General features: G+C 36.7%; 23 protein-coding genes and 1 pseudogene. 17 read left to right on the forward strand and 7 right to left on the reverse strand.

Going from position 1 to position 23,263, the window contains the following annotated elements; genetic code table 11:
• Window positions 1–57 precede the first annotated feature (57 nt).
• The 6 genes from ACZ9EE_RS01955 (at window position 58) to ACZ9EE_RS01980 (ending at window position 8,020) form a co-directional block, all read left to right on the forward strand.
• Window positions 58–2,145 (forward strand): (Fe-S)-binding protein, encoded by a 2,088-nt coding sequence (locus tag ACZ9EE_RS01955; RefSeq protein WP_476024981.1) that lies wholly within the window; start codon window positions 58–60, stop codon window positions 2,143–2,145.
• Between the two features lie 60 nt (window positions 2,146–2,205).
• Entirely contained in the window at window positions 2,206–2,397 is a 192-nt protein-coding gene (locus ACZ9EE_RS01960; RefSeq protein ID WP_476024982.1) for a Spo0E family sporulation regulatory protein-aspartic acid phosphatase, read from the forward strand.
• Between the two features lie 70 nt (window positions 2,398–2,467).
• Window positions 2,468–5,911, forward strand: coding sequence for a pyruvate carboxylase (pyc, locus tag ACZ9EE_RS01965; RefSeq protein WP_476024983.1), 3,444 nt, complete (start codon window positions 2,468–2,470; stop codon window positions 5,909–5,911).
• Window positions 5,912–6,097: 186 nt separating this feature from the next.
• Complete coding sequence (locus tag ACZ9EE_RS01970) at window positions 6,098–6,271, forward strand: hypothetical protein (protein ID WP_476024984.1); 174 nt, start codon at window positions 6,098–6,100, stop codon at window positions 6,269–6,271.
• 550 nt (window positions 6,272–6,821) lie between these two features.
• Window positions 6,822–7,079, forward strand: a complete 258-nt coding sequence (locus ACZ9EE_RS01975; protein WP_476024985.1) for an HPr family phosphocarrier protein — start codon at window positions 6,822–6,824, stop codon at window positions 7,077–7,079.
• 227 nt (window positions 7,080–7,306) lie between these two features.
• The gene (locus tag ACZ9EE_RS01980) at window positions 7,307–8,020 is read left to right on the forward strand and encodes a transposase (RefSeq protein ID WP_476024986.1); all 714 of its coding nucleotides are present in this window, start codon (window positions 7,307–7,309) and stop codon (window positions 8,018–8,020) included.
• Window positions 8,021–8,154: 134 nt separating this feature from the next.
• Here ACZ9EE_RS01980 and ACZ9EE_RS01985 read toward each other — a convergent pair whose 3' ends face one another.
• The 6 genes from ACZ9EE_RS01985 to ACZ9EE_RS02010 form a co-directional block, all read right to left on the reverse strand.
• Complete coding sequence (locus tag ACZ9EE_RS01985; protein ID WP_476024987.1) at window positions 8,155–8,541, reverse strand: cyclophilin-like fold protein; 387 nt, start codon at window positions 8,539–8,541, stop codon at window positions 8,155–8,157.
• 106 nt (window positions 8,542–8,647) lie between these two features.
• Window positions 8,648–9,007, reverse strand: a complete 360-nt coding sequence (locus tag ACZ9EE_RS01990) for a cyclophilin-like fold protein (RefSeq protein WP_476024988.1) — start codon at window positions 9,005–9,007, stop codon at window positions 8,648–8,650.
• Window positions 9,008–9,489: 482 nt separating this feature from the next.
• Window positions 9,490–9,819 (reverse strand): hypothetical protein, encoded by a 330-nt coding sequence (locus ACZ9EE_RS01995; protein ID WP_476024989.1) that lies wholly within the window; start codon window positions 9,817–9,819, stop codon window positions 9,490–9,492.
• 178 nt (window positions 9,820–9,997) lie between these two features.
• A complete protein-coding gene (locus ACZ9EE_RS02000; RefSeq protein ID WP_476024990.1) occupies window positions 9,998–10,411 on the reverse strand; it encodes a cupin domain-containing protein in 414 nt (137 codons plus the stop codon).
• A 29-nt stretch (window positions 10,412–10,440) separates the two neighbouring features.
• A complete protein-coding gene (locus tag ACZ9EE_RS02005) occupies window positions 10,441–11,187 on the reverse strand; it encodes an SDR family oxidoreductase (protein WP_476024991.1) in 747 nt (248 codons plus the stop codon).
• An 18-nt stretch (window positions 11,188–11,205) separates the two neighbouring features.
• The gene (locus ACZ9EE_RS02010) at window positions 11,206–11,961 is read right to left on the reverse strand and encodes a carboxymuconolactone decarboxylase family protein (protein ID WP_476024992.1); all 756 of its coding nucleotides are present in this window, start codon (window positions 11,959–11,961) and stop codon (window positions 11,206–11,208) included.
• Window positions 11,962–12,160: 199 nt separating this feature from the next.
• Here ACZ9EE_RS02010 and ACZ9EE_RS02015 point away from each other — a divergent pair, with 199 nt between their 5' ends.
• The 4 genes from ACZ9EE_RS02015 (at window position 12,161) to ACZ9EE_RS02030 (ending at window position 14,789) form a co-directional block, all read left to right on the forward strand.
• Complete coding sequence (locus tag ACZ9EE_RS02015) at window positions 12,161–12,403, forward strand: TetR-like C-terminal domain-containing protein (protein WP_476024993.1); 243 nt, start codon at window positions 12,161–12,163, stop codon at window positions 12,401–12,403.
• A 120-nt stretch (window positions 12,404–12,523) separates the two neighbouring features.
• Entirely contained in the window at window positions 12,524–13,069 is a 546-nt protein-coding gene (locus ACZ9EE_RS02020; protein WP_476024994.1) for a TetR/AcrR family transcriptional regulator, read from the forward strand.
• A 320-nt stretch (window positions 13,070–13,389) separates the two neighbouring features.
• The gene (locus ACZ9EE_RS02025; RefSeq protein ID WP_476024995.1) at window positions 13,390–14,205 is read left to right on the forward strand and encodes a transposase; all 816 of its coding nucleotides are present in this window, start codon (window positions 13,390–13,392) and stop codon (window positions 14,203–14,205) included.
• Window positions 14,206–14,336: 131 nt separating this feature from the next.
• Window positions 14,337–14,789, forward strand: a complete 453-nt coding sequence (locus tag ACZ9EE_RS02030) for a transposase (protein ID WP_476024996.1) — start codon at window positions 14,337–14,339, stop codon at window positions 14,787–14,789.
• Between the two features lie 121 nt (window positions 14,790–14,910).
• Here the strand turns inward: ACZ9EE_RS02030 and ACZ9EE_RS02035 are convergent, their stop codons facing one another.
• Window positions 14,911–15,798 carry a LysR family transcriptional regulator gene (locus ACZ9EE_RS02035; protein WP_476024997.1) on the reverse strand — a complete coding sequence of 296 codons (888 nt, stop codon included), beginning with the start codon at window positions 15,796–15,798 and terminating at the stop codon, window positions 14,911–14,913.
• Window positions 15,799–16,178: 380 nt separating this feature from the next.
• Between ACZ9EE_RS02035 and ACZ9EE_RS02040 the strand changes: the two genes are divergently transcribed.
• The 7 genes and pseudogenes from ACZ9EE_RS02040 (at window position 16,179) to ACZ9EE_RS02070 (ending at window position 23,215) form a co-directional block, all read left to right on the forward strand.
• Entirely contained in the window at window positions 16,179–16,751 is a 573-nt protein-coding gene (locus ACZ9EE_RS02040) for a TetR/AcrR family transcriptional regulator (RefSeq protein ID WP_476024998.1), read from the forward strand.
• 332 nt (window positions 16,752–17,083) lie between these two features.
• Window positions 17,084–18,217 carry an NADH-dependent flavin oxidoreductase gene (locus ACZ9EE_RS02045; RefSeq protein ID WP_476024999.1) on the forward strand — a complete coding sequence of 378 codons (1,134 nt, stop codon included), beginning with the start codon at window positions 17,084–17,086 and terminating at the stop codon, window positions 18,215–18,217.
• Between the two features lie 53 nt (window positions 18,218–18,270).
• Window positions 18,271–18,690, forward strand: coding sequence for an aldo/keto reductase (locus tag ACZ9EE_RS02050; RefSeq protein ID WP_476025000.1), 420 nt, complete (start codon window positions 18,271–18,273; stop codon window positions 18,688–18,690).
• A gap of 92 nt (window positions 18,691–18,782) precedes the next feature.
• Window positions 18,783–18,965 (forward strand): hypothetical protein, encoded by a 183-nt coding sequence (locus tag ACZ9EE_RS02055; RefSeq protein WP_476025001.1) that lies wholly within the window; start codon window positions 18,783–18,785, stop codon window positions 18,963–18,965.
• A 570-nt stretch (window positions 18,966–19,535) separates the two neighbouring features.
• A pseudogene (locus tag ACZ9EE_RS02060) lies at window positions 19,536–20,747 on the forward strand (cation:proton antiporter); the annotation flags it as partial.
• A 218-nt stretch (window positions 20,748–20,965) separates the two neighbouring features.
• Entirely contained in the window at window positions 20,966–22,186 is a 1,221-nt protein-coding gene (locus tag ACZ9EE_RS02065; protein ID WP_476025002.1) for a cation:proton antiporter, read from the forward strand.
• A gap of 468 nt (window positions 22,187–22,654) precedes the next feature.
• Window positions 22,655–23,215 carry a GNAT family N-acetyltransferase gene (locus tag ACZ9EE_RS02070; protein ID WP_476025003.1) on the forward strand — a complete coding sequence of 187 codons (561 nt, stop codon included), beginning with the start codon at window positions 22,655–22,657 and terminating at the stop codon, window positions 23,213–23,215.
• Window positions 23,216–23,263 lie beyond the last annotated feature (48 nt).

Genomic DNA, 23,263 nt, shown 5'->3' on the forward strand with positions numbered 1-23,263 from the left:
CTTGTCTTTGGATTCGTAAGAGATTCCATTAACGAAAAATTTAAAAGGAGAGTTAGGATGAGTATTATACAAGTTCTGAATATACTTCTATTCCTATTTGTAACAGGCTATGCTGTTTACTTATTTGCTAATCTGATATATAGCAGGTATTTGTTTATAAAGCTCGGAAAGAAAGCTGATTTTGAACTAAAGCTTAACGAGCGAATTAATGGTGTATTAGTGAATGGTTTCGGACAGTCCAAATTATTTAAAGACAAGAAAAGCGGTACAATGCATGTCATCTTATTCTATGGATTTTTTATTATTCAAATAGGACTTATCGAACTAATCATAAAAGGTGCGATTAAAGGTTATGAATTTCCTTTTGGTGAAGCACATAAATATTTTAGCTTTCTTCAAGAGTGGACCAATTTCCTTATGATGTTAGCAATTCTTTATGGATGTTACCGTCGCTATGGAGAAAAGTTGAAAAGGTTACAGTGGAAACGAGATGGTAAAGCACTATTTGTCTATGTAGCCTTATTCACTCTAACCTCGTCAATCTTAGTTGCATTGGGATTTGAAGCCGTTATTGTAGGTCACGGACCAGATCTTGTTTATGCTCCATTCTCTAGTTTGATAGCGCTATTGTTTTCAGGCATTGGAACAACTGCAGCAACCATCTTATTCTACGTATTTTGGTGGATTCACATATTGACGGTAATTTCATTCTTAGTGTTTGTACCACAATCTAAGCAATTTCATGAAATATTTGCAATGATCAATATCTTCTTTAGGAAAACAGGTCCTGTTGGAAAGTTAAAGAAGGTTGATTTTGAGGACGAGACAGCAGAAGCATTCGGTGTAGGAAAAATTGAAGATTTTACCCAGAATCAATTGATTGACTTATATGCCTGTGCAGAATGTGGACGATGTACCAATATGTGTCCGGCATCAGGAACTGGAAAAACGTTATCACCGATGAATCTTATCGTCAACATGAGAAATCATTTGACAGAAAAAGGGGCAGCGGTGACTTCTAGACAACCGTGGGCACCAGCTTTTATTTTTAAAGGTACAAATGCTAATCAATTAGCTCTAGCAGGTGCTGGCTCAAACGAAGTAGCAGCTACTCTTGAAGATGTAAGTTTAATAGGCGATGTTGTATCAGAAGAGGAAATATGGGCTTGTACGACTTGCCGTAATTGTGAGGATCAATGTCCTGTTATGAATGAGCATGTGGATAAAATAATTGATTTGCGCCGTTACCTTGTTTTAACGGAAGGAAGAATAAATCCTGAGGCACAGCGTGCTATTACGAATATTGAACGGCAGGGAAATCCTTGGGGATTGAACCGTAAGGAACGGGCTAATTGGCGAGATTCATTAGAGGATATAAAGGTTCTTACAGTAAAAGAATTGAAAAAAGCAGAAGAAGAATTCGATGTCCTTTTCTTTGTAGGGTCAATGGGTTCTTATGACAACCGAAGCCAAAAAATTTCCCAATCATTCGTCCGTGTGATGAACAAGGCCGGAGTAAAGCTTGCGATCCTTGGTAATGAAGAAAAGAACTCCGGGGATACACCACGTCGAATTGGAAATGAGTTCTTATTCCAAGAGTTAGCAAATGCCAATATTGAAATATTTAAAAAGTATGGTGTCAAGAAAATTGTTACGATCGATCCTCATGCTTATAACATTCTAAAAAATGAGTATCCTGAATTTGGTTTGGAAGCAGAGGTTTATCATCATACTGAATTGTTGGAAAAGTTAATTAAAGAAGGAAAATTATCTCCAAAGAATCATGTGGATGAGACGATTACATACCATGATTCCTGTTATTTAGGAAGGTACAACAATGTGTATGATGCACCGCGTGAAATCTTAAAATCCATACCCGGGGTCAAACTTAAAGAACCTGAACGGAAACGTGAAACAGCCATGTGCTGCGGTGCTGGCGGTGGGCGTATGTGGATGGAAGAAAAGACCGGTACCCGTATCAATGTTGCAAGAACAGAGCAGCTTCTTCAAACAAATCCAACCATGATCGGTACAGGATGCCCTTATTGCTTAACAATGATCAGCGATGGAACCAAGGCAAAGGAAGTTGAAAATAAAGTACAAACATTAGATGTGGTGGAAATCCTTGAAAAATCGTTAATATAAATGGGAATCGACTGAGAATGGTAAATATATTTGTGAGATTTTAAATTAAGGAGAGCGTTTATGAGGTCATCTCTAACTGTCGAAAATGATTATGATCTATTAAAAACCATTAAATTTCTTCGAAAAGAAATGATACGAGTTGGCATCCAAGAAGGATTAACTAGTGAAAAAACGATTAATATCAGCCGAAAGCTTGATATTCATATATTAAAATATCATTACTTCACTGGGCCTGTTCTTCCTGATTCATGAAGAAAATCCTCTTGGAATGTAAGAAGATTTTCTAACCTTAAATAAATCTAATGAAAATAGGGTGTTAAAGTTGACAAAAAGGATTACGAAAGTATTAGTTGCTAACCGGGGAGAAATAGCGATTCGTGTTTTTAGGGCATGTAACGAATTGAACGTACGAACAGTGGCGATTTATTCAAAAGAGGATTACGCATCCTATCATCGCTATAAAGCGGATGAAGCCTATCTAGTTGGGGAAGGGAAAAAGCCAATTGATGCATATTTAGATATAGAGGGTATTATCGAGATTGCAAAGGAAAGATCAGTGGATGCGATCCACCCAGGATATGGATTCTTGTCAGAAAATATAAATTTTGCCAAACGTTGTGAAGAGGAAGGAATCGTATTTATTGGGCCTAAAACTGAACATCTTGACATGTTTGGTGATAAAGTCAAAGCCAGGAAGCGAGCGGAGCTCGCTCAAATTACAGTTATTCCTGGAAGCGATGGCCCGATTAAAGACTGGCAGGAAGCAAAAGTTTTTGGAGAAAAAGTAGGGTTCCCAGTTATGATTAAAGCAGCACTCGGTGGGGGCGGCCGCGGTATGAGGGTTGTAAGAGAACCTCAAGAGGTGCAAGAGGCATTTGATCGTGCGAGTTCTGAGGCGAAAGCAGCATTTGGAAACGATGAAGTATATATCGAAAAACTAATCGAAAATCCAAAGCATATAGAGGTGCAGATTATTGGTGACGAGCATGGGGAGATTGTCCATTTATACGAACGGGATTGTTCGGTACAACGGCGGCATCAAAAGGTTGTAGAAGTTGCCCCAAGCGTGTCCATTTCGAAAGAACTTCGAAAGAAAATATGTAATGCAGCTGTTAGACTCATGAAGAATGTAAACTATGTAAATGCCGGAACGGTAGAATTTCTTGTTTCTGGAGAAGATTTTTATTTTATTGAGGTAAACCCACGGGTTCAAGTTGAGCATACAATTACTGAAATGATTACCGGAATTGATATTGTCCAGACACAAATATTGGTTGCGCAAGGACATCATTTGCATAGCACTACAGTGGGAATCCCGGAACAGCATAAAATCCAATTTAATGGTTATGCCATTCAATGTCGGGTGACAACGGAGGACCCGCTAAACAATTTTATGCCAGATACTGGTAAAATTGCAACTTATCGTTCTGGAGGAGGTTTTGGAGTCCGACTCGATAACGGGAATGCCTTTACCGGAAGTGTGATTACGCCGTATTATGATTCCTTATTAGTGAAACTTTCAACATGTGCATTGAATTTTGAACATGCCGCTGCCAAAATGCTGAGGAATTTACGTGAGTTCAGAATAAGAGGGATTAAAACAAATATTCCATTTCTTGAGAATGTTGTAAAACACCCTAAGTTTATAAAAGGAGAATATGATACTTCTTTTATTGATACAACTCCTGAGCTATTTATGTTTCCAGTAAGAAAAGATCGTGGTACCAAAATGCTTCATTATATTGGAAACGTTACGATCAACAGTTTTCCAGGGATTGAAAAGAAGAGGAAACCAGTTTTTTCAAATCCAAGAATTCCGAAAGTAAAATATGACGTTATCTTACAAAAGGGAACAAAGCAAATCTTGACAGAAAATGGTGCAGATGGTCTTGTTCAGTGGATTAAAGAACAAAAAAGGGTATTAATAACAGATACAACCTTTAGGGATGCCCATCAATCCTTGTTGGCAACCAGGGTTCGAACAAAGGATCTTGAACATATTGCTGAGCCGACTGCAAAATTGCTTCCGGAATTATTTTCTTTTGAAATGTGGGGAGGAGCGACCTTTGATGTATCATATCGTTTCTTAAAGGAGGACCCATGGGACCGGCTGCTAAGCCTTCGGGAAAAAATGCCGAATGTTTTATTCCAAATGCTTTTTAGAGGGTCAAATGCTGTAGGTTACAAAAACTATCCTGATAATGTTATCAGAGAATTTGTAGAAAAATCAGCCAATTCTGGGATTGATGTATTTCGTATTTTTGACAGTTTGAATTGGGTTAAAGGAATGGAAATCGCTATTGATGCTGTTCGTCAAACAGGAAAAATTGCGGAGGCTGCTATTTGTTATACTGGTGACATTTTGGATCCCATGAGAGTGAAATATAATTTGGAGTATTACAAAACATTAGCTAAAGAGCTTGAGGCACAAGGAGCACATATATTGGCAATTAAAGATATGGCAGGACTTCTAAAACCTGAGGCAGCCTACCGTCTTGTTACCGAGCTAAAAGAATCTGTCAGTGTTCCAATCCATCTCCATACTCATGATACAAGCGGTAACGGTGTAATTACTTATGCCAGGGCAATTCAGGCTGGAGTGGATATTGTAGATACAGCACTAAGTTCAATGGCAGGACTTACATCACAGCCAAGTGCAAACTCTCTTTATTATGCACTAGAGGGGAATGATCGTAGACCTAATGTGTCAATTGAAGCACTTGAACAGCTTTCACACTATTGGGAAGATGTGCGTGAGTACTATCGTGATTTCGAAAGCGGAATGATTGCTCCGCATACAGAAGTCTATCAGCATGAAATGCCGGGAGGACAATATAGTAATCTTCAACAGCAGGCAAAAGGTGTAGGGCTTGGTGAACGTTGGGATGATGTGAAAAAAATGTATGCAAGGGTTAACCAAATGTTCGGTGATATTGTCAAGGTTACTCCGTCTTCAAAGGTTGTTGGGGACATGGCACTTTTTATGATTCAAAATGGGTTAAATGAGGAAGATGTTTTAAAAAGAGGTGAAACAATCGATTTCCCTGATTCTGTAGTTGAATTATTTCAAGGGTATCTTGGTCAACCATACAGTGGATTTCCCGAAGAATTACAAAAAGTTATATTAAAAGATAAAGCTTCTTTAAAAGTTAGACCGGGGGAAATGCTTGAGCCCGTTGATTTCACAACACTAAGTGATGAATTATATAACGAATTAAGAAGGCCTGTTACCAGCTTCGAGGTGCTTTCATATGCCCTTTATCCGAAAGTTTATATGGATTATACGAAAACAGTAGAGTTATATGGAGACTTATCCGTTTTGGAAACGCCGACATTCTTATACGGGATGCGTTTAGGCGAGGAGATAGAAGTTGAAATAGAAACTGGAAAAACACTCATGGTTAAACTTGTTTCTGTTGGACACCCGCAAGCAGATGGGACAAGGGTTGTATACTTTGAATTAAACGGTCAACCTCGTGAGGTAGTTATTAAGGATGAGAATATTAAAGCCACTGTTGAAGCACGAGTAAAGGCAGATCAAAAAAATTCAAATCATATTGCTGCTTCAATGCCGGGATCAGTAGTGAAAATTCTGGTTCAAAAAGGAGAAAAGGTTTTACGTGGTGATCACCTAATGATAACAGAGGCAATGAAAATGGAAACGACTGTTCAAGCTCCATTTTCAGGTGTTGTGAAAGACCTGATTGTTTCTACTGGCAACGCTATTCAGACAGGGGATTTGTTACTTGAAATCATGCCAATATAAGGACATCTTTTCCACTTCACTAAGCTTGATAATCTCGATTAATGAAGAACTCTCTCAGTAATATTAAATATCTTTTTAAAATGTAGTTTTAAAAAAACTTGTCATAATGTAAAATTCAATTTTCAATGAATGTTATTGGTTAGGTAATGTAATTTCGTGTATATAATTAAGAACGGGGGCATTTCTGTGATTGAGCATGAAGAAATGTTGATATGTAAAACTACTTTTATTCTTGGAAATGATACTAGCCAGATGAAGCTAAACGATATAATTGAGGAATTGGTTAAAGTTATTGAGGATAATTACCAGAACCAGAGGTTAAGTAATATGGAAATGAATGTTACTCCCCCCTCGTTATAAAAAATAAGAAACAAAATAGTCATTAGGAGACAGATAATAGTTGGTAAAGTATCGATTTTGTAAAATACTTAAAATTTAAAGGTCTAGGTTAAGAGCATAAATAAAATATTTAGGATGCCAGCACTTCTGATCTTTCTTTCTCTCATTCCGTACGAGTTGCTTTGGCACAAAATGGAACGATAACTACAGAATCTACGGATTTAAGCCTACATTACGTAGATTAAATAAAAAATTAAAGATTGAAAGAATAAAGACAAAAATTTTTAATGTACAAAAAGGGGAATAGTTAGCAGGTATTATAGCAGTATTCGGACAGGTCCTCGTATTTTGATAATACTGAATCTTTTGTAATGATACAAGAGGTACATATTAGAATCTCAAGAACAGGACGTTACCTTAGAGAAATCAGCGGTATGGGTATAAGGTGGTGAGTTCGCAAGTAAGGAACTAACCACTGCTTACAAAAAAAAAATTGATGAAATTACTAGAAAATTGCAGCTGTTAAAATGGATCCGAAAAAAGAGACAAAACTTTTGAGGAGGTTTGTGAAATGCTAGTAAAACAAGTTGAGATAAAATTAAAAACAGGGCTTCAGGCGCGTCCTGCTACACTATTCGTTCAGGGAGCAAACCGCTTTTCTTCGGAAATTCTCCTTGAAAAAGACTGGATAAAAGTAAATGCAAAAAGTATTATGGGACTAATGAGCCGGGCTGTAAGACCCGGAACTGAAATCAACATTATTGCTGATGGTGATGATGAAGAAAAGGCAATCTCTTTCCTTTCTGATTTTATGCAAAAAGAAGGGTAATAAAAAGAGGCAAGGATGACGCTGGAGGAATTGTCCGGGCATTGGTTTGGACAAAGGTGCAGGGGACGTTTAAAGCTAAGAAGGAACAAGATGAACGATTGATGGAACAACGGAGGAAGGAAGGCTAGGAAAAAAGGAAAGAATCTGGAACGAAAAAACGGGGACGAAAGCCAAAAGGTCCATCTACTGAAACAATCTCAGTTGTAAAAACGGATTCTGACGCTGGTGTGTTATGTCGTCCTGGAAAGCCAACTGGTCCCCACTACTTAGCTCACACCAGTATTGATACAAAAAACGGAATTATTGTAGATATTCATCCGAGCCCGGGAAACATAAATGATTGCGAGCCCTTCGTTGAAAGATTAAAGGTTATTCAAGACAAGTTTGAATTAGATATTAAAAATGTAGGAGCAGATCGAGGGTACGACACAACTCCTATTCATCATGGATTAAAAACACTTGAAATAACAGGTTATATAAGTCCAATTAAGTATGGTAATGCTTTTGATACAACTTCCTACCGTGATTTTATTTATGACAGAGAAACAGATACATATACTTGCCCAAATCAAAAAGAGCTCACCTTTACTCATTTAATGATTAAAGGTGAGCATTATTATAAAACTTATTCTGCGAAAACCAAAGACTGTAAAGTCTGCCCTTTTAGAGAAAAATGTTTTGGAAAGACTGCAAGTAGGAGAACTATTTCTCGTCCGATTGCACATGAGTTATTAGAGGAAAATATGCAGAGGACAAAAACAAAGGAATACAAACAGGTTCAAAAATTAAGAAGAGTTTGGTGCGAAGGTTCCTTCGGAACCATGAAAATTAAACACAACCTATATAAAACCTATAAAAGGGGCATTGAAAAAATTCATGAGCAATGTCTCTTTTCGGCGTTGGCAATAAATCTAAAACGAATGATAAAGGTTATGAATTAGCACCAAAGAGTTGAAAATAAAGTGGTTATAAACTAATAATATCGTAAAAGAGACAAAATGGGGAGGGAGCGAAGCTCCCTCCCCATTTTGTCAACAGCCCCATAATTGCAGTCATTTAAATCAGCATATAAAGGCTATTCAGCCAATGCCACAGTAATCCCAATTGTATTTCCAAGGCTTTTAATCACAGATAAATCTTCGTCTATCCGCCCTAATGTAATCATATTACTATAACTTTCGGAAACTTCTTCGCCATCAAAAAGGATACTAAAGTAGTTACCAAAAACGGCAAAATCAATATCCCCATTCTTCCAACCGTTGTGTTCATCCTTTTTATCATATTCCAGCGGATTATCCATAACACCACAATAATCATACTCATAACGATGCAAAGTAATTGTATAAGGAAGTCTGGAAATCAAATCCTGAGCTGCCTTATTATCATTCAACGTTGCAGGAATTACAGCATCGCCAACAGTTAATGTAACGGCTGTACCATTTTCAATTCCGTGTTTTTTCAATGTTGTTTCCTCACTTTCGTTTGTATCACTTTGATTTTATTGCAATTTAACGCAATGGATTGTCTCTTATTAAATCTTATTATTTTGTAATACTAAAACTGAAAAGTTACTCACTAACCTTTAACCTAATTTGATAATCGGCATTTTTTAATTCAAACATATCCTCCACAACATCCCCCAGATGGTAAATTACATAGGGTGCAATGCTGCCAGGATCATCATAATAAACAGCAATTGCTGTTAAATGATCTGCGTAATAAACACTGCCTTTAAGCGGTCTTGAGGTTTTTATTTCTTTCGGAGTTGACAGTCTCTTAGGGATATACCCCCAATAATGACTCATCTTATATTCAGACACAGAGGTTGCAAAAGGCAGCAATTGTGCGAATTCTTCCGCAATCTTGTTATCATTCAATTTGACAGTGTATTCTTTTCCATTGAGCTCCATTTTTATAATCTGTCCCATGTTTGTTTCCTCCTGATTGATTACATTTTCTCTCGTCACTTGCTACTTTACCTTACCAATTAATACGGTATTCTGCTTCAGACAGGGTAGATAAAGCAGAATATCCTTATCTCCGCATGCCATATGAATTTTTGTGTTTATCAATTGGCTCCTCTTCCAAGCCATTTCGGGTTCATGTCACTGTCTATGACCTTAGTAAGGTCACCAAAAAGTCCTTCTGAAAAGGAACGAGTCATAAAGAATAATGATGTTAGCAAAAGGGAAATAATATAGGGGCTTTTCCATATGAGCACCGTGTGTCATTCTGCGATGTAATGCATAGTACAAATCAACTTAAAACAGGGCAATCCATTCGCCCCTATCTCCAAATTTTATGTCTTCTTAACTTTTTATACGCGAATTTATCCATAACGCGATTAGAACGGCAGTTATTCCTAAAATACATACTCCGTTCCAAGCATAATAGTTCCATGCCATAGCCCCTAATGTAGATCCTGCAGCTCGATAAAATTGCTTACCACAAAAACAGTGTTTATTCTGCTTCTTTCATCATCACTTAGGCTATAAAGTTTAATTTGGTAAAATACCTGTGCACTTTGAACACCTAAGCTTAATAAGATTACGCCTATTACCATTCCCCAAATATTCATACTGAACAAACCAAAAATTAAATACGAGATTAGAGTGATTCCAATACATGTCACACCAATAAATTTGACGATTTTTGTTTCACTTAAACGCCCGATAATGTTCGCACCCAGTGCACCAGCTACACCTAATAATCCAAATAGTCCAGCTTGATCACTCTGCATAGAATATGGCGGATTCTACTAAGAAAATCATGGTTGTCCAAAAACAATAACTGCCCCAATTTACATAGTTGGGGCAGGTTAAAGAGAATGTATCAACCGTTTCTCGATCAAACTTCAGCAATCTAGTAGATCTAGTCCTCTGTTTGTTTTACCATTTTTTGATCTTATATTTTACAATTTATTTTGTTGCATTTTCATACACATCGTCTGAAACAGGTTCTAACCATTCCGGAGTACCTGCAGTGATTGCAATGTGTTCAAACCAACTGTCTTTTGCGGCACCATGCCAGTGTTTTACACCATCATGAGTAACAATAACATCACCAGCTTTTAATAATTGAGCAGGTTTTCCTTCTTCTTGGTACCAACCTTCGCCGCCAGTTACTAATAAAAGTTGAAATCCATCACGATGGATATGCCAGTTATTTCTGCATCCTGGTTCAAAGGTCACATTCCCAACACCAACATTCACTTTAGGATCAGCAATTAATGATTTAAGATAACTTTGTCCTACGAAATATTGTGCATATGCTTCATTTTTCTCTCCTACTGGGAAAATAACGCCATTTTTTACTTCTTCATGTTTTGTCATTTTAATTCCTCCAATATATTTTTTTATTATTAACCTACTTGAACAGTTGGACGTACAATCATTTCATTAATGGCTACATCTGATGGTTGCTCAATGGCAAATGCGATGGCACGAGCCACACTATCCGCATCGATTGCAATTTTATAAAATTCATCCAATCCCGCTTTCATCGTTGGGTCAGTTGTCGTTTCTAACAATTCACTACTAACAGCCCCAGGAGAAATATTAGTAACTCGGATATTGGTGCCACTCATCGCTTCTTCTTGACGTAAACCTTCAGAAATGGCTCTAACTGCAAATTTGGTTCCACAATAAACCGTTCCACCTGGGTAGATGTTATGTCCTGCTACAGAAGAAAGATTGATAACATGACCGGATTTGCGTTCTCTCATAGATGGAACGATAGCAGCGATGGCATATAAAACACCTTTGATGTTGACATCAATCATCTTATCCCACTCGTCCACTTTATTTTCAGCAAGAAAAGCTTGTGGCATAAGCCCAGCATTGTTTACTAATACATCTATTTTTCCAAATTCCTTTAGAGCATAGGCAGCTAGTTCTTCCATCTGTCCGCGAGAAGTTACATCTGTCACTTTATAAATAGCTTGACCGCCACTGGTTTGGATCTCATCTTGCAATTTCTTTAATCGATCTTCACGACGAGCTGCGAGTACCAACTTCGCACCTTTGGACGCAAGTTCTCTTGCAGTAGTTTCTCCAATTCCAGAAGAAGCACCCGTAATAATGACAACTTTATCTTGAATATTAGACATAAATAATAACACCCTTTCTTAATTTTCAGGAATAATTTCGTTAACGCAAGCCAATGCGTTCAGTGTTCTTGGAAAGCCCATATATGGTAGGCAGTGGGTGATGGCGGTGATTAATGTTTCCTTGTCATTGCCCACATTTTTGTTACCGTGCACATGTGCCTTAATCTGACTTTCAGTACCGCCTAAGCTACTAACGATACAGATTGTCAACAACTCCCGTGTTTTCAAATCGAGTCCGCCACGGGTATAGAAATCTCCGAAGCAAAAAGTAGAAAGATATTCCTGAATATGCTTTTGGTTTGACGGGGCACTCTCTTGCATTTTTTTAATGACATCTCCGAAAATCTCGACTTGAACGTCAAGACCTTTTTGAAAACGATTATCTTCATCTATAGTTGTTTGACTTTCAATCGGTAAAGCAATATTTTTCGCTTTGAATGCCTCATTGACTTCATTGATAGCATTTAACGTTTTCGGGAATCCAATGTACGGAGCACACTGGTAAACAGCCTCTTTAATTTCTACAGGTGTTAGCCCCACATTTAGTGCTGCACCCACATGTGCTTTTAGTTGGGGCAACGTCTGGTTGGTAGTAAGAACCACCAGAGTGATCAACTCACGCTGTTTGTCATCTAGATTACCTTGATAAAAAACTTCCCCAAAAATGAAATGGCTAAGGATGTCCTGAAAATCAGGATCAGTAGCATGTGCGGCAGTTACTCCCGCACCAAATAGTTGATTGAACTTTTCTTTGCTCTTTTCAACACGATCCATTATTAAACCTCCTCTATGAATTTAATTAACTCTTCTATTATTCCGAAGGTAGTTAAATTTGATGTATTAGTAAATCGCACGTTGATATGGTATCGCACATCTGTATATAATATAAAATGAAAAGAGGATGTCTGCAATAATCAAAATCCCACAATTTGTGCGTTATTGCACAAGCTGATTGAAATTGTGCGATATTTCCATGTTAACGAGTAAAGGAGCTCCTTCTTTTCGTAGGCATTTCCTAGAATTTGTTATCGAGGAGTTGGAGGATGAAGTAGATGTAACCGAAGGAAAAAATAAAGGATTAAGTAAAGATTTAATTCTTAGATTTTTTGGAGCTGCCATCGTAGAGATAGTAGAAACGTGGATTATCAACGGATTATCCGAATCACGTCAAGTTATTGCAGAACAAGTGAGGATTTTGCTAGATAGGAATTTATAGGTTTATTCCGTCCACATGACCTCTTGATTTAGCCGTGGGGGAGAGGGAAAGCAAGTAATTGTATAAAATAGGGCTGTCATTGAGGCAGCTTTTATCTTAAGGAAAGTTGGTGAACAAACAATGCCGAAAGTAGATAGAAGAATAACCAAAAGCCAAGCAGCCATTAAAAATGCTCTTATCGAACTTATGACTGAAAAAGGTTTTGATGACATTACTATTCAAGATATTTCCGATAGGGCAAATGTAAACCGGGGAACCATCTACCTACACTATACAGATAAATATGACCTGCTGGATAAGCTGATGGAAGAACATATAAACAAGTTAAGGGAAACAAGTGAATGGGCATGCGAAAGGGAGTGGGTAGATGCGACTCGGATCTTTTTTGAATACTTTGAAAGCAATTATTTATTCTTTTCAACCATGTTGGCGAGTAAAGGGGCTCCTTCTTTTCGCAGTAAATTCCTTGAGTTTCTTATTGGAGAGTTCAAGGATGAAGTAAATATAGAAGCAGGAAAAAATCACAGTCTAAATGAAGATGTTATTGTAAATTTCGCCGCAAATGCATACGTAGGCGTATTGGAATCGTGGTTAAAGGATGGAATGCCTTATCCACCACATGTCATGGCGAAGGATTTGGGGATATTGTTAGAAAGGATTTTATAGATTGATGGCATAAATAAAACTTTCTAATTTTTTGAAAAAGGAGGATAATATGCCTTTCCTCTTCAATTATGGTGTTATTTGTGAAGGATTGCACTTGAACGAACTAGGGCTTTTGTTTAATATCCCAAATTATAAAAAGTTGAAGATATGCAAATTTTTATTGCATTTCTTGCATATTTTCAGCAGCTTTTTTACATTCAAAAACATACTGCCATAAACAGTATGTTTTCATTCTGTTGATAAAGTCACTTGTCAATGGACAAAGTGTCAAATTTTTTTTACAATCTCCTCACAATCATTATTGTAGAGGAGGTTTTTTTATGCTTTTCTCTTACACTCCACAAGAAGTGGAACAAAATAGGGCCTTTTATCTTAAAGCTTATAATCCTTCACACAAATTGGTTGAAATTGACAAGGTTATGGACTGGTTTGATCTTTTTGAGAAGCTGAAAAAGTACTACCCTAAGCCAAATGGCCGTCCTTCAGCTGATCCTGTTATATTAATCAAAATCCTCATGATTCAGAAATTGGAAGGCTTCCGTTCGGTTCGTCTTACTTGTGAACACGTCCAACAGAACATGACATACCGATGGTTTCTGGGGATTTCCCCCTTTCAAAAAGTGCCAGACCATTCCACCATTTCAAAATTTCTGTGGAAACGCCTTGGTGGTCCGCAGTTTTGGCTGAATCTTTTTAATCGGCATTTGCTTGAGATTAACCGGGAGGGGTTTTTGTCGCTGGAAACATGGGCAGCTGATGAAACTGAATTAAAAGCAAATGCGAATAAGAGAATTCGTGAGTCCGAAAATGTAGATATGGCTATTGAAGAAGATGAGGAAGACCTTAAAGTCATCAATGATTTCAGGAACCGGTACGGCAAGAAACCACTCAAAGCGAAAGAGGTAAAGAGGACTATAAAAAAGAAAAATAAATCCCCTGTTGACCCCGATGCGGCATTATCCGTAAAGCACGATGAACGTGGACGGTTCGCATACTTTGAACACCGTATTGTGGATACCCTCCACAACTTTATTATTGGAACCGAGGTGACCGCTGCCAATGTGCCCGGCCATAAGATTCTCCTGTCCCAGTTGGATTCCTTACGGATTTGTTTGGTAGCTACTGTAAGGAAATAGCCCTTGACGCCGGATACCATAATGCCAAATTGGCCCAAGGATTGTTTGAGCGAAAGATATTTACTTATATCTCATATCGGCGTCCGTCAACGAAGGAACATCCACAATGTCGCAAGACAAAGTTCCGGAAAGTGAGAGAGGATCTTTACAGCTGCCCTTGTGGCGTCCCGTTTTATTATAAAACAACGACCCGGCAGGGATATCATGAGTTTAAGCCTCCGAAAGGAGGATGTAATGGTTGTCCGTTTGCCAAAAAACCTGGGGAAGACCGGACTCTCCGAATATCAATTCATCAGGGAATATATGATAAGTTGCACGAACAACGGTTATCATACCGGGGAAAAATATTAAAGCTGGTTCGACCAGCTACCATTGAATTAAGTTTTGCGCATAGTAAAGAACTCCACGGTTTACGCTATGCGTGTTACCGTGGAGCCCAAAAAGTGATGACACAAGTTTTGATGACTGCCATCATTCAAAACTTGAAAAAGTGGACCAAACTCCGCTCGTTACAGAATATTGGTCTACACCTCACATATAAAATTATAGACGATGCGGATGAACGATTCAATTTACTATATTAAAAAAGAGAGAAATTCCTGAGAGTTCTCAGGAATTTTCTTGACGATGTTGTTTTTCAACACTATGAAAACATACTGCCATAAACAGTATGTTTTAATTGCCAAATACACAATTGGACACGAATTATTTCAAAACTCTTGCCTTATCGATTGCATCAATAAAAGCCATGACAGCTTTGGATGGCTCATTAGCATAAACAATCCCAAAGGGAACCTCATAATCCCATTCTACAGGAATCGTCACAAGGGAAGGATGTACATCTGCCCAGATATCCAGTGTTTCCATAACATAGTTCATCTGTTCACATTTATTGAAAACATCTGCATCATAGAAATTTGATGTGTCTATGATATGGATTTCTGGATGTTTTGCTTCAATCTCATCCTGAAGGCGGTCTAAAACCGGAGCTTCGCCACGTTTTACAAGCATAAGAGTTTCTCCGTATAAATCTTCCCATTTCAATAGCTTTTTCTTTGCTAGTCGGTGTTTGTGTGAAACAGCTATGCAGCATTGATTCATTCCAAGCAAATGGACATTGTATTGCTTCATCCACTGAATAGAGCCGCAGGGACCTACAAAACAGTCGATCTCCTTACCTAAGGAGGCAACAGTTGAGGTCATATCGTCTTCAAAGGGGACTATTTTTATCTGGAAACGTAAATTGCCGTCATTAATTTTCGACCATAGATCCATCAGTACCTTGCATGGACGCAGCAAAGAAGTTCCAACTCGGATAACGTATTGTTCTTCACCTGCAATCTGTCTGGCACGCTGGATGGCGCTGTCGGAAGCTTGAATCATCCGCTTTGCATCTTCATAAATAGAGCGTCCGGCTGCGGTCAAAAATACGCCTTGGTTTGTTCTCTCCAGTAGTTTCACTCCTATATGACCTTCAAGAGCATTGATTTGTTTCATTACGGATACGGTAGAGATAAACAATTTTTCTGCTGCTTTGGAAAAGCTCCCATAGTCTACTACTTGAATAAATGTATAGATTTGTCTATTGTACATGCGAACACCTGCTTTAACTTTTAGTTAAAACTATGTTAGCTTTTTGGTGTATTCACTGTCAAGTCGCTATGCATTACAATCAATAGTATTAAGAACTTGAGCTTCCAAAAAAACTTTGGACTGTCATTCAAGCTTCCGGTCCTTGTTTTAACATTGTGGAATAATCTTAAAGGTTAGAACATAGATAGGAATTTATAGTAGAGAATAGGTGATCATATTCAATGAAAATTGTGAAGGAATATACTTAAAACAAACGTTAAGGATGATGATCGCGCGGCGGTCATTTTTACTTGTTGAACGGGGTAGGTTTGTAATAATGTGGTAAATATTGCTTTTCAATTCAACTTGACATTAATCGAACGTTCATTTAATATTCAGGTATGAGATATAAAGATGAAAATAAAAACGAAAGCATTTTTAATGCTGCATTAGAACTAATAAATGAACAAGGTCTTGCCGAGACCTCTATGTCCAAAATTGCTAAAAAAGCCAAGGTTTCTGCTTCAACTATTTATGTTTATTTTGAAAATAAGGAGGATTTGCTTAATAAATTATATTTGTATGCCAAAAAGAAGATGAGTTTAGCCATTTTCAATAACTTCGATGATTCAATATCAATACAAAAGGCATTTGAAACCTCATTAATAAAATATGTTGATTTTATCTTGACAAACAAAGATTACTTTTTATTTATCGAACAGTTTCAAAATTCACCACTTCTTCAAAATATTTCTCGTGATGAAAGTACAGAGTTGTTTAAACCTCTCTATGGTTTATTTGAAAATGGGAAAAAACAAAATGTTTTTAAACAAGTTGGTACGGAACTACTGGTTAAGTATACCTTTAACCCGGTGATACAAGTTGCTAAAGAGCATTTTATTGGAATTACGGAAATAAATGAGAAAATTATAAATGAAATTGTTAAAATGAGTTGGGATGCTGTAAAAGCTTGAAACCTACATTAACATCATCCCTCTCTAAGATTAATAAAAAATATCCATTGACTATAATCGAATGTTCGTTTATTATTCAACTGAATTTATTTTTTTGCTAAATAATGAACGAACATTCGTTTATCATTGAGTATAAACACTTGTACTGAATGAAAATCTAGTATGGGGTTAAATTAAAGAGGTATTTTTTAGAATATAAATAAATGAACGTTCGTTTATAATTGGAAGGTGTCGAGGTACGATATAAAAATTCATAATTGTAACGATTGAACACTCTAAAAAAACAACACTAACTGCATCATAGCAATTAGCATATAGAAAGAGGTAAAAAAATGAACACTCAATATAGCAACATATTTGAATCATTCACATTTAAAAATGGAGTTATCCTTAAAAATAGAGTAATTATGTCACCAATGACAACTTGGTCAAGTAACGATGACTACACCATATCAGATGAAGAAGTGAAATATTACCAAAGAAGAGTCAATGGAGTAGGACTTGTCATAACTGGATGTACACATGTACAACCAAATGGTATTGGTTTTACAAATGAATTCGCAGCTTATGACGATAAATTTATTCCAAGTTTACGTAAATTAGCTGAAGCCGCGAAAAGTGGTGGAGCTCCTGCGATCCTTCAGATTTTCCATGCTGGAAACAAAGCATTACCGACTTTAACTCCAGATGGCGAAGTGGTTAGTTCCAGTGCTTTAGAGACTGAAGCTTCCGAATTTGCTCCTGCGTTATTACCAAGAGAGCTTTCGCTTGATGAAATCCTAGAAGTAATTCATGCCTTCGGAGAAACAACAAGAAGAGCCATTGAAGCTGGTTTTGATGGTGTTGAAATTCACGGTGCCCATGGGTTTTTACTTCAAAACTTCTTCTCCCCATTCTTTAATAGACGCGAGGATGAATGGGGAGGTTCACTAGAAAATCGCTTGCGCTTCCCACTTGCGGTCGTTCAGGAAATTAAAAATGTGATTAAAAAGTACGCAACAAAACCATTTGTTTTGGGGTACAGAATTTCACCTGACGAACATCAAGAGGGTGGTTTGCGAATGAAGGATACTTATGAATTAATTAATCGCCTTATTGAAGAAGATGTTGATTATATACATGCTTCGTTGTTTTATACCCTTTCTGCAAAGCCGGTCGATAGTCAAGATGAAAAAACATATCTTGAATTACTTGTGGAACATGTAAATGGCAGAGTTCCTTTAATGGCAGCTGGTTCTATGTCCACTCCGAATGACGTTAAAACTGCATTAGATAAGGGTCTAACCCTAGCAGCGATTGGGCAAGCTTTAATCATGAATCCAGACTGGGTTGAAAAAGTCCAGAATGGTAAAGAAGCTGAAATTGAGATCGCAATTAAGAAGTCAAAAGTAAGCGAACTTGAGCTTCCAGAAAAACTTTGGACTGTAATTCAAACTTCCGGTCCGTGGTTTAACATTGTGGAATAATCTTACAAGTTGGACCAAAGGGCAAGAAGTGTTTTTCAATAAGGAGGGAAATTGTGGAGTCTATCACTTTGAATAATGGTGTGAAAATGCCGATTTTGGGATATGGTGTTTATCAAATCAGTGCCAGAGAATGCGAGCGATGCGTTTTGGATGCAATCGATGTTGGATATCGTTCTATAGATACTGCACAGGTATATGGCAATGAGAAAGCTGTCGGAAATGCAATCCGAAAATCTGGGGTGCTACGCGAAAAACTGTTTATTACAACCAAATTGTATATACCGTCAGGCGGTTACCGAAAAGCAGTGAATACGATTGATGAATCGTTGCGGACGATGAAGCTCGATTATATTGACCTGCTTTTGATGCACGAGCCTTTTAATGACTATCACGGGATTTATCGTGCTATGGAGGAAGCCTACCAAAGTGGAAAAGTCAGAGCAATTGGAGTTTCTATAGGTGAGTTCTTTTAAAAATTATTTGTACTAGTTTAATATGCAGCTCGTTAATATACATTTATTTATTTTTTTACCAACCCTTTTTCATTAAAGAAAGGAAGATTAGTATGTCTAATATTTACAAAAAGGTTGACATTACTACTGTTGCCTCCAGTGAAATAAGGGAGGCTGCTAATCTGCGTAAAGAACGATTAAAAAAACTAATTGAAGAGATTCAAAAGAATGGTATAGAAGCTATATTTAATTTGATGGAAGAAGCTTCGCATGGACATAAGGAAAAAATCAGCTAATAGGCTGTTAAATAACGATTAATCCATTAGTTTACTACAAAAAAGTCGCAGCAATTTCGCAATTTTTAAATTCTATCTTATATTTCTTTTGAAATTAAACAAAAAAGACTACTTGTTCCCAATCCTTCTGGAACGGTCTCGGAACCGTAAGGGCGGTAGAGAGGCAGGGCTATCGCTGTTTTGGGTTTTTGAAGGTTTGGTTGGCTTTTACGGAGGTTGCAGGACATACCACTTCCTTAATGCGTCAAGAAAAAAAGTATTTTAGAGGTTAAAAAGTTGAGATCAAAACATCAATTTTAGCGAACATACAAGACACCAAACCATTTAGTCTGGAGTTTTTTTCATTTATGCCAGGGTCCAGGAAAATCAGCCATATCAAAAGAGGTTGTTATTAATCGACCCTAAAATTTGGTCTTAAAAAGTATTAATTTATCCATTATTAATACCAATTCAATTTAACAATTAAAAGCATTCTTAATGTCTTTATAATAATAAACAGATGTTCAAATAACACACTTTTCCAGAAAAATGGTGGAGTTTCCAAAATATTTTGATTAAAGGAGGAATTAGATGGAACAGCATACTTCAATTATGTCGCTTCTAATTGTAACTATTGTCGCGTTTTTTACACCAATCCTGTTATATCAGTTAAAATTGCGATTTGTTCCTGTAGTGGTTGCCGAAATCATTATGGGGTTAATCATTGGGAAGAGTGGATTTAATATTGTGCATGAAGATGCTTGGCTCGAAATTCTATCAACTCTAGGATTTTTATTTCTTATGTTTTTAAGTGGAATTGAAATTGACTTTAGTACCTTTTCCATCAAGAAAGGGAAGAAAACAAGAATAGCGAACGTTCAACCAAATAGCTTTCTGATAGCAGGCATGATTTTTGCAGGGATTTTCATTGCTTCCTTAGCATTATCTTATCTATTTGTTTTCGCAGGCTTTATTGATAATGTCTTACTTATGACTTTAATTATATCAACGATTTCTCTAGGCGTTGTTGTCCCTACGTTAAAGGAAGCTCATTTGATGAAGACAAACATTGGTCAGATTATCTTGCTTACCGCTGTTATTGCTGATTTTGTTACAATGATCCTTCTTGCCATTTTTGTTTCATTAAATAGTAAAGACAGCGGCAATGTTTGGATGATTTTAATTTTACTTGCTGCGGGCGTCGTACTCTATCTAGTAGCCAACAGGTTTAAGGGACGAAAATTTGTTTCAGTTTTGGCATCAGGAACCACACAGATAGGTACAAGAGCAATTTTTACTCTTCTAATTGTATTGGTCGCTATATCGGAGTTTGTTGGAGCTGAGAACATACTTGGGGCGTTTCTTGCTGGGGTACTGGTATCCTTGCTGTCTCCGAACAAAAAAATGGTTCATAAATTGGATTCGTTTGGGTATGGATTTTTTATTCCTATCTTTTTTGTGATGATTGGTGTGAACTTGGATCTATGGTCATTGTTAAGCCAGAAAAAAATGCTGCTACTAATCCCACTTCTGCTTTTCGCACTGTTATTGTCCAAATTTATTCCTGTTCTTATCCTAAGGAAATGGTATGACCAAAAAACAGTAGTTGCTTCAGGTTTTCTACTAACTTCAACCCTTTCGCTTGTGATTGCTGGAGCAACTATTGGTCAAAGAATAGGTGTAATCAGTGCAGAAATGGGCGGGACCTTTATTCTTGTTGCAGTCATTTCCTGTGTATTAACACCAGTCGTTTTTAAAAAAATGTTACCACGTAGTGTTGCAGATGCAGAAGAAAAAACTCTAAAAGCTGCTTAAATCAAATCATACTCTTCATGTAACAAAATAACTCCAATAAATAAAACCCTGTACTTGCATGGTACGGGGAATTTTATTCAATATCATTCTTTTAACAAGCTGAAGCCAAATTTTTTTAATTCATGATTTTTAAAATTATATAAATAGTTTAAAAAACTAATAAAAACGTTTATGTAAACTTTTTCAACAAGAGGTGAAAGATATAGATGAATCATTTAATATTTGAGATTGGTATAGCACTTATTCTAGTTGCCCTTGGCTCAATTATTGCAAATAAGTTAAAGTTTTCGATTGTTCCATTTTTGATTATTTTGGGAATGGTAGTAGGTCCACATATAGAATTTATCCAAAATAATGATATCATTCAGTTTTTGGGACGTATTGGTGTCCTATTTCTCCTATTTTACTTAGGACTGGAATTCTCAGTAGGAAAACTAATGAAATCCGGGCGCAATATTATAGTGGGAGGTAGTATACACGTTGCAATCAATTTTGGTCTAGGCATTGCTTATGGGATCATTATGGGCATGCCGTGGATGGAGACTTTTATTATTGCAGGTATTTTAAGCGTGTCCTCTTCTGCAATTGTAGCAAAGGTTCTTGTGGATTTAAAAAGAACAGTAAATCCTGAAACGGAGCTAATTCTAGGTATCATTTTGTTTGAGGATCTTTTCTTGGCTCTATATTTAGCGACTATTTCGGGAATCTTGCTTGCTGAATCTGCATCAGTTGTAGGAATAATCACGTCAGTCATGATTTCATTCGGTTATATGATGTTATTCTTTGTCATAGCCCGAAAAGGGTCCTCATTGTTAAATAAATGGTTGAAAATAAAGTCAAATGAAATTTTCATTATCGTTATTTTTGCCATTTTGTTTTTTGTAGCCGGTTTTTCAGAAATCCTGCATGTTGAAGAAGGAATCGGTGCATTGCTATTAGGACTGGTATTTTCTGAAACGGAGCAACGTGAACGAATTGAACATCTCGTAATTCCGTTTAGAGATTTATTTGGGGCAATATTTTTCTTCAATTGTGGCTTAAGTATTGATCCAACAACCTTAGCTAATGCTGGCTGGCTGGCTATAGGAGCTGCTATTTTAACCATTGGAGGCAATGTGGTGGCTGGATTGATTACCGGACGAAGTGCTGGGTTATCCTATAAAGCTTCAACCAACATTGGTCTAACCACCATGGTAAGAGGGGAGTTTTCCATTGTTTTAGCACAATTGGGAATCACAGCAGGATTGAATTCTATTCTTATATCATTTACTGCTCTTTATGTCCTTATTTTAGCAATCGCAGGACCTTTAATGACGAAGGAATCAAAAACTATTACTAACGCTTTGAGTAAGATTTATACATGTGTTAACGAATGGAAAAAGGAAAATATAGAGATTCATGAGAGTGAGCCAACTAAATTTATCTAAAGAAATGGTCTCCAAAAATACAAAGTTGACTGGTTTGGGAGACCATTTTTATATTAACTACTGTGAAATTATCATCTTTTCAGAGCTATATTGATACCAGTAAATTATATATTATAAGCAATTTTCCTTTTAGAGGTTCTAAAAAAGATGGGTTTGCCAATTAATGCAATTGGTTAAACCATCTTTTGTTTTCCTGATTTTGAATTACCTTAGTGCAGAATTCTCTTAATATCTTAATTTCTTATTTTGTAAAGACCTTGTAAATTCATTCACAATATTAATTCATTTGTGCATAAGTGCACCAATTTTGGATATTTAGTAATTGCAGAAATTATGTCTCAATTAATAATTGTATACATGTGAGAAATAATTGATTGATGTATATTTTTAGGAACATTAATTTAAAAAATTAAGGAAATTAAAATGAAATATTTTAGTAATCGAAATACCCCCTAAGGAGTGATTGTCATGCTCAAGAAAAGAGATCTCTATGAAAGTTTCTTATTATACGAACTAATGAAGCATCCGGATGTCTTCCCTTACGTCCGCCAAAAAGCTGGTTCATATGAAGAATTTTTATTTATTACAAAACAAACCATTGAGGTAGAAGAGAGAGGGGAATTGTTATCCCGGACGATTCTTGATGAATGTGGGAATCCAATCGGTACCATTACTTTATTCGATATAGAAGGTAATTTCGGATTTTTAGGAACTTGGCTTGGAAAACCTTATCATGGAAAAGGATATAATAGCGCGGCTAAAGACGCTTTTTTTAATGAAATATTTTACGAACGGGGTATTGAATCTGTTTTTATGCGTATTCGAAAAGAAAATATCCGTTCCATAAAAGCAGCCGAAAAACTACCTTATGTTGTAAAAGCAAATGAAACAAGAAAATCAATGTATGAGAAATTAAACGCAGATAGAAATCTATATGATTTATATGAAATCTCAAAAGACCAATACACTTTACATCAATTAAGAAATTGTCCGTTAAATACAGACCATTCACATTTACTTGAAGCTTAGTTGATTGGGAGGGATGAAATGATATTTTTAATATTAACTACCATTGCT

The sequence above is a fragment of the Bacillus sp. URHA0034 genome, assembly GCF_056280405.1.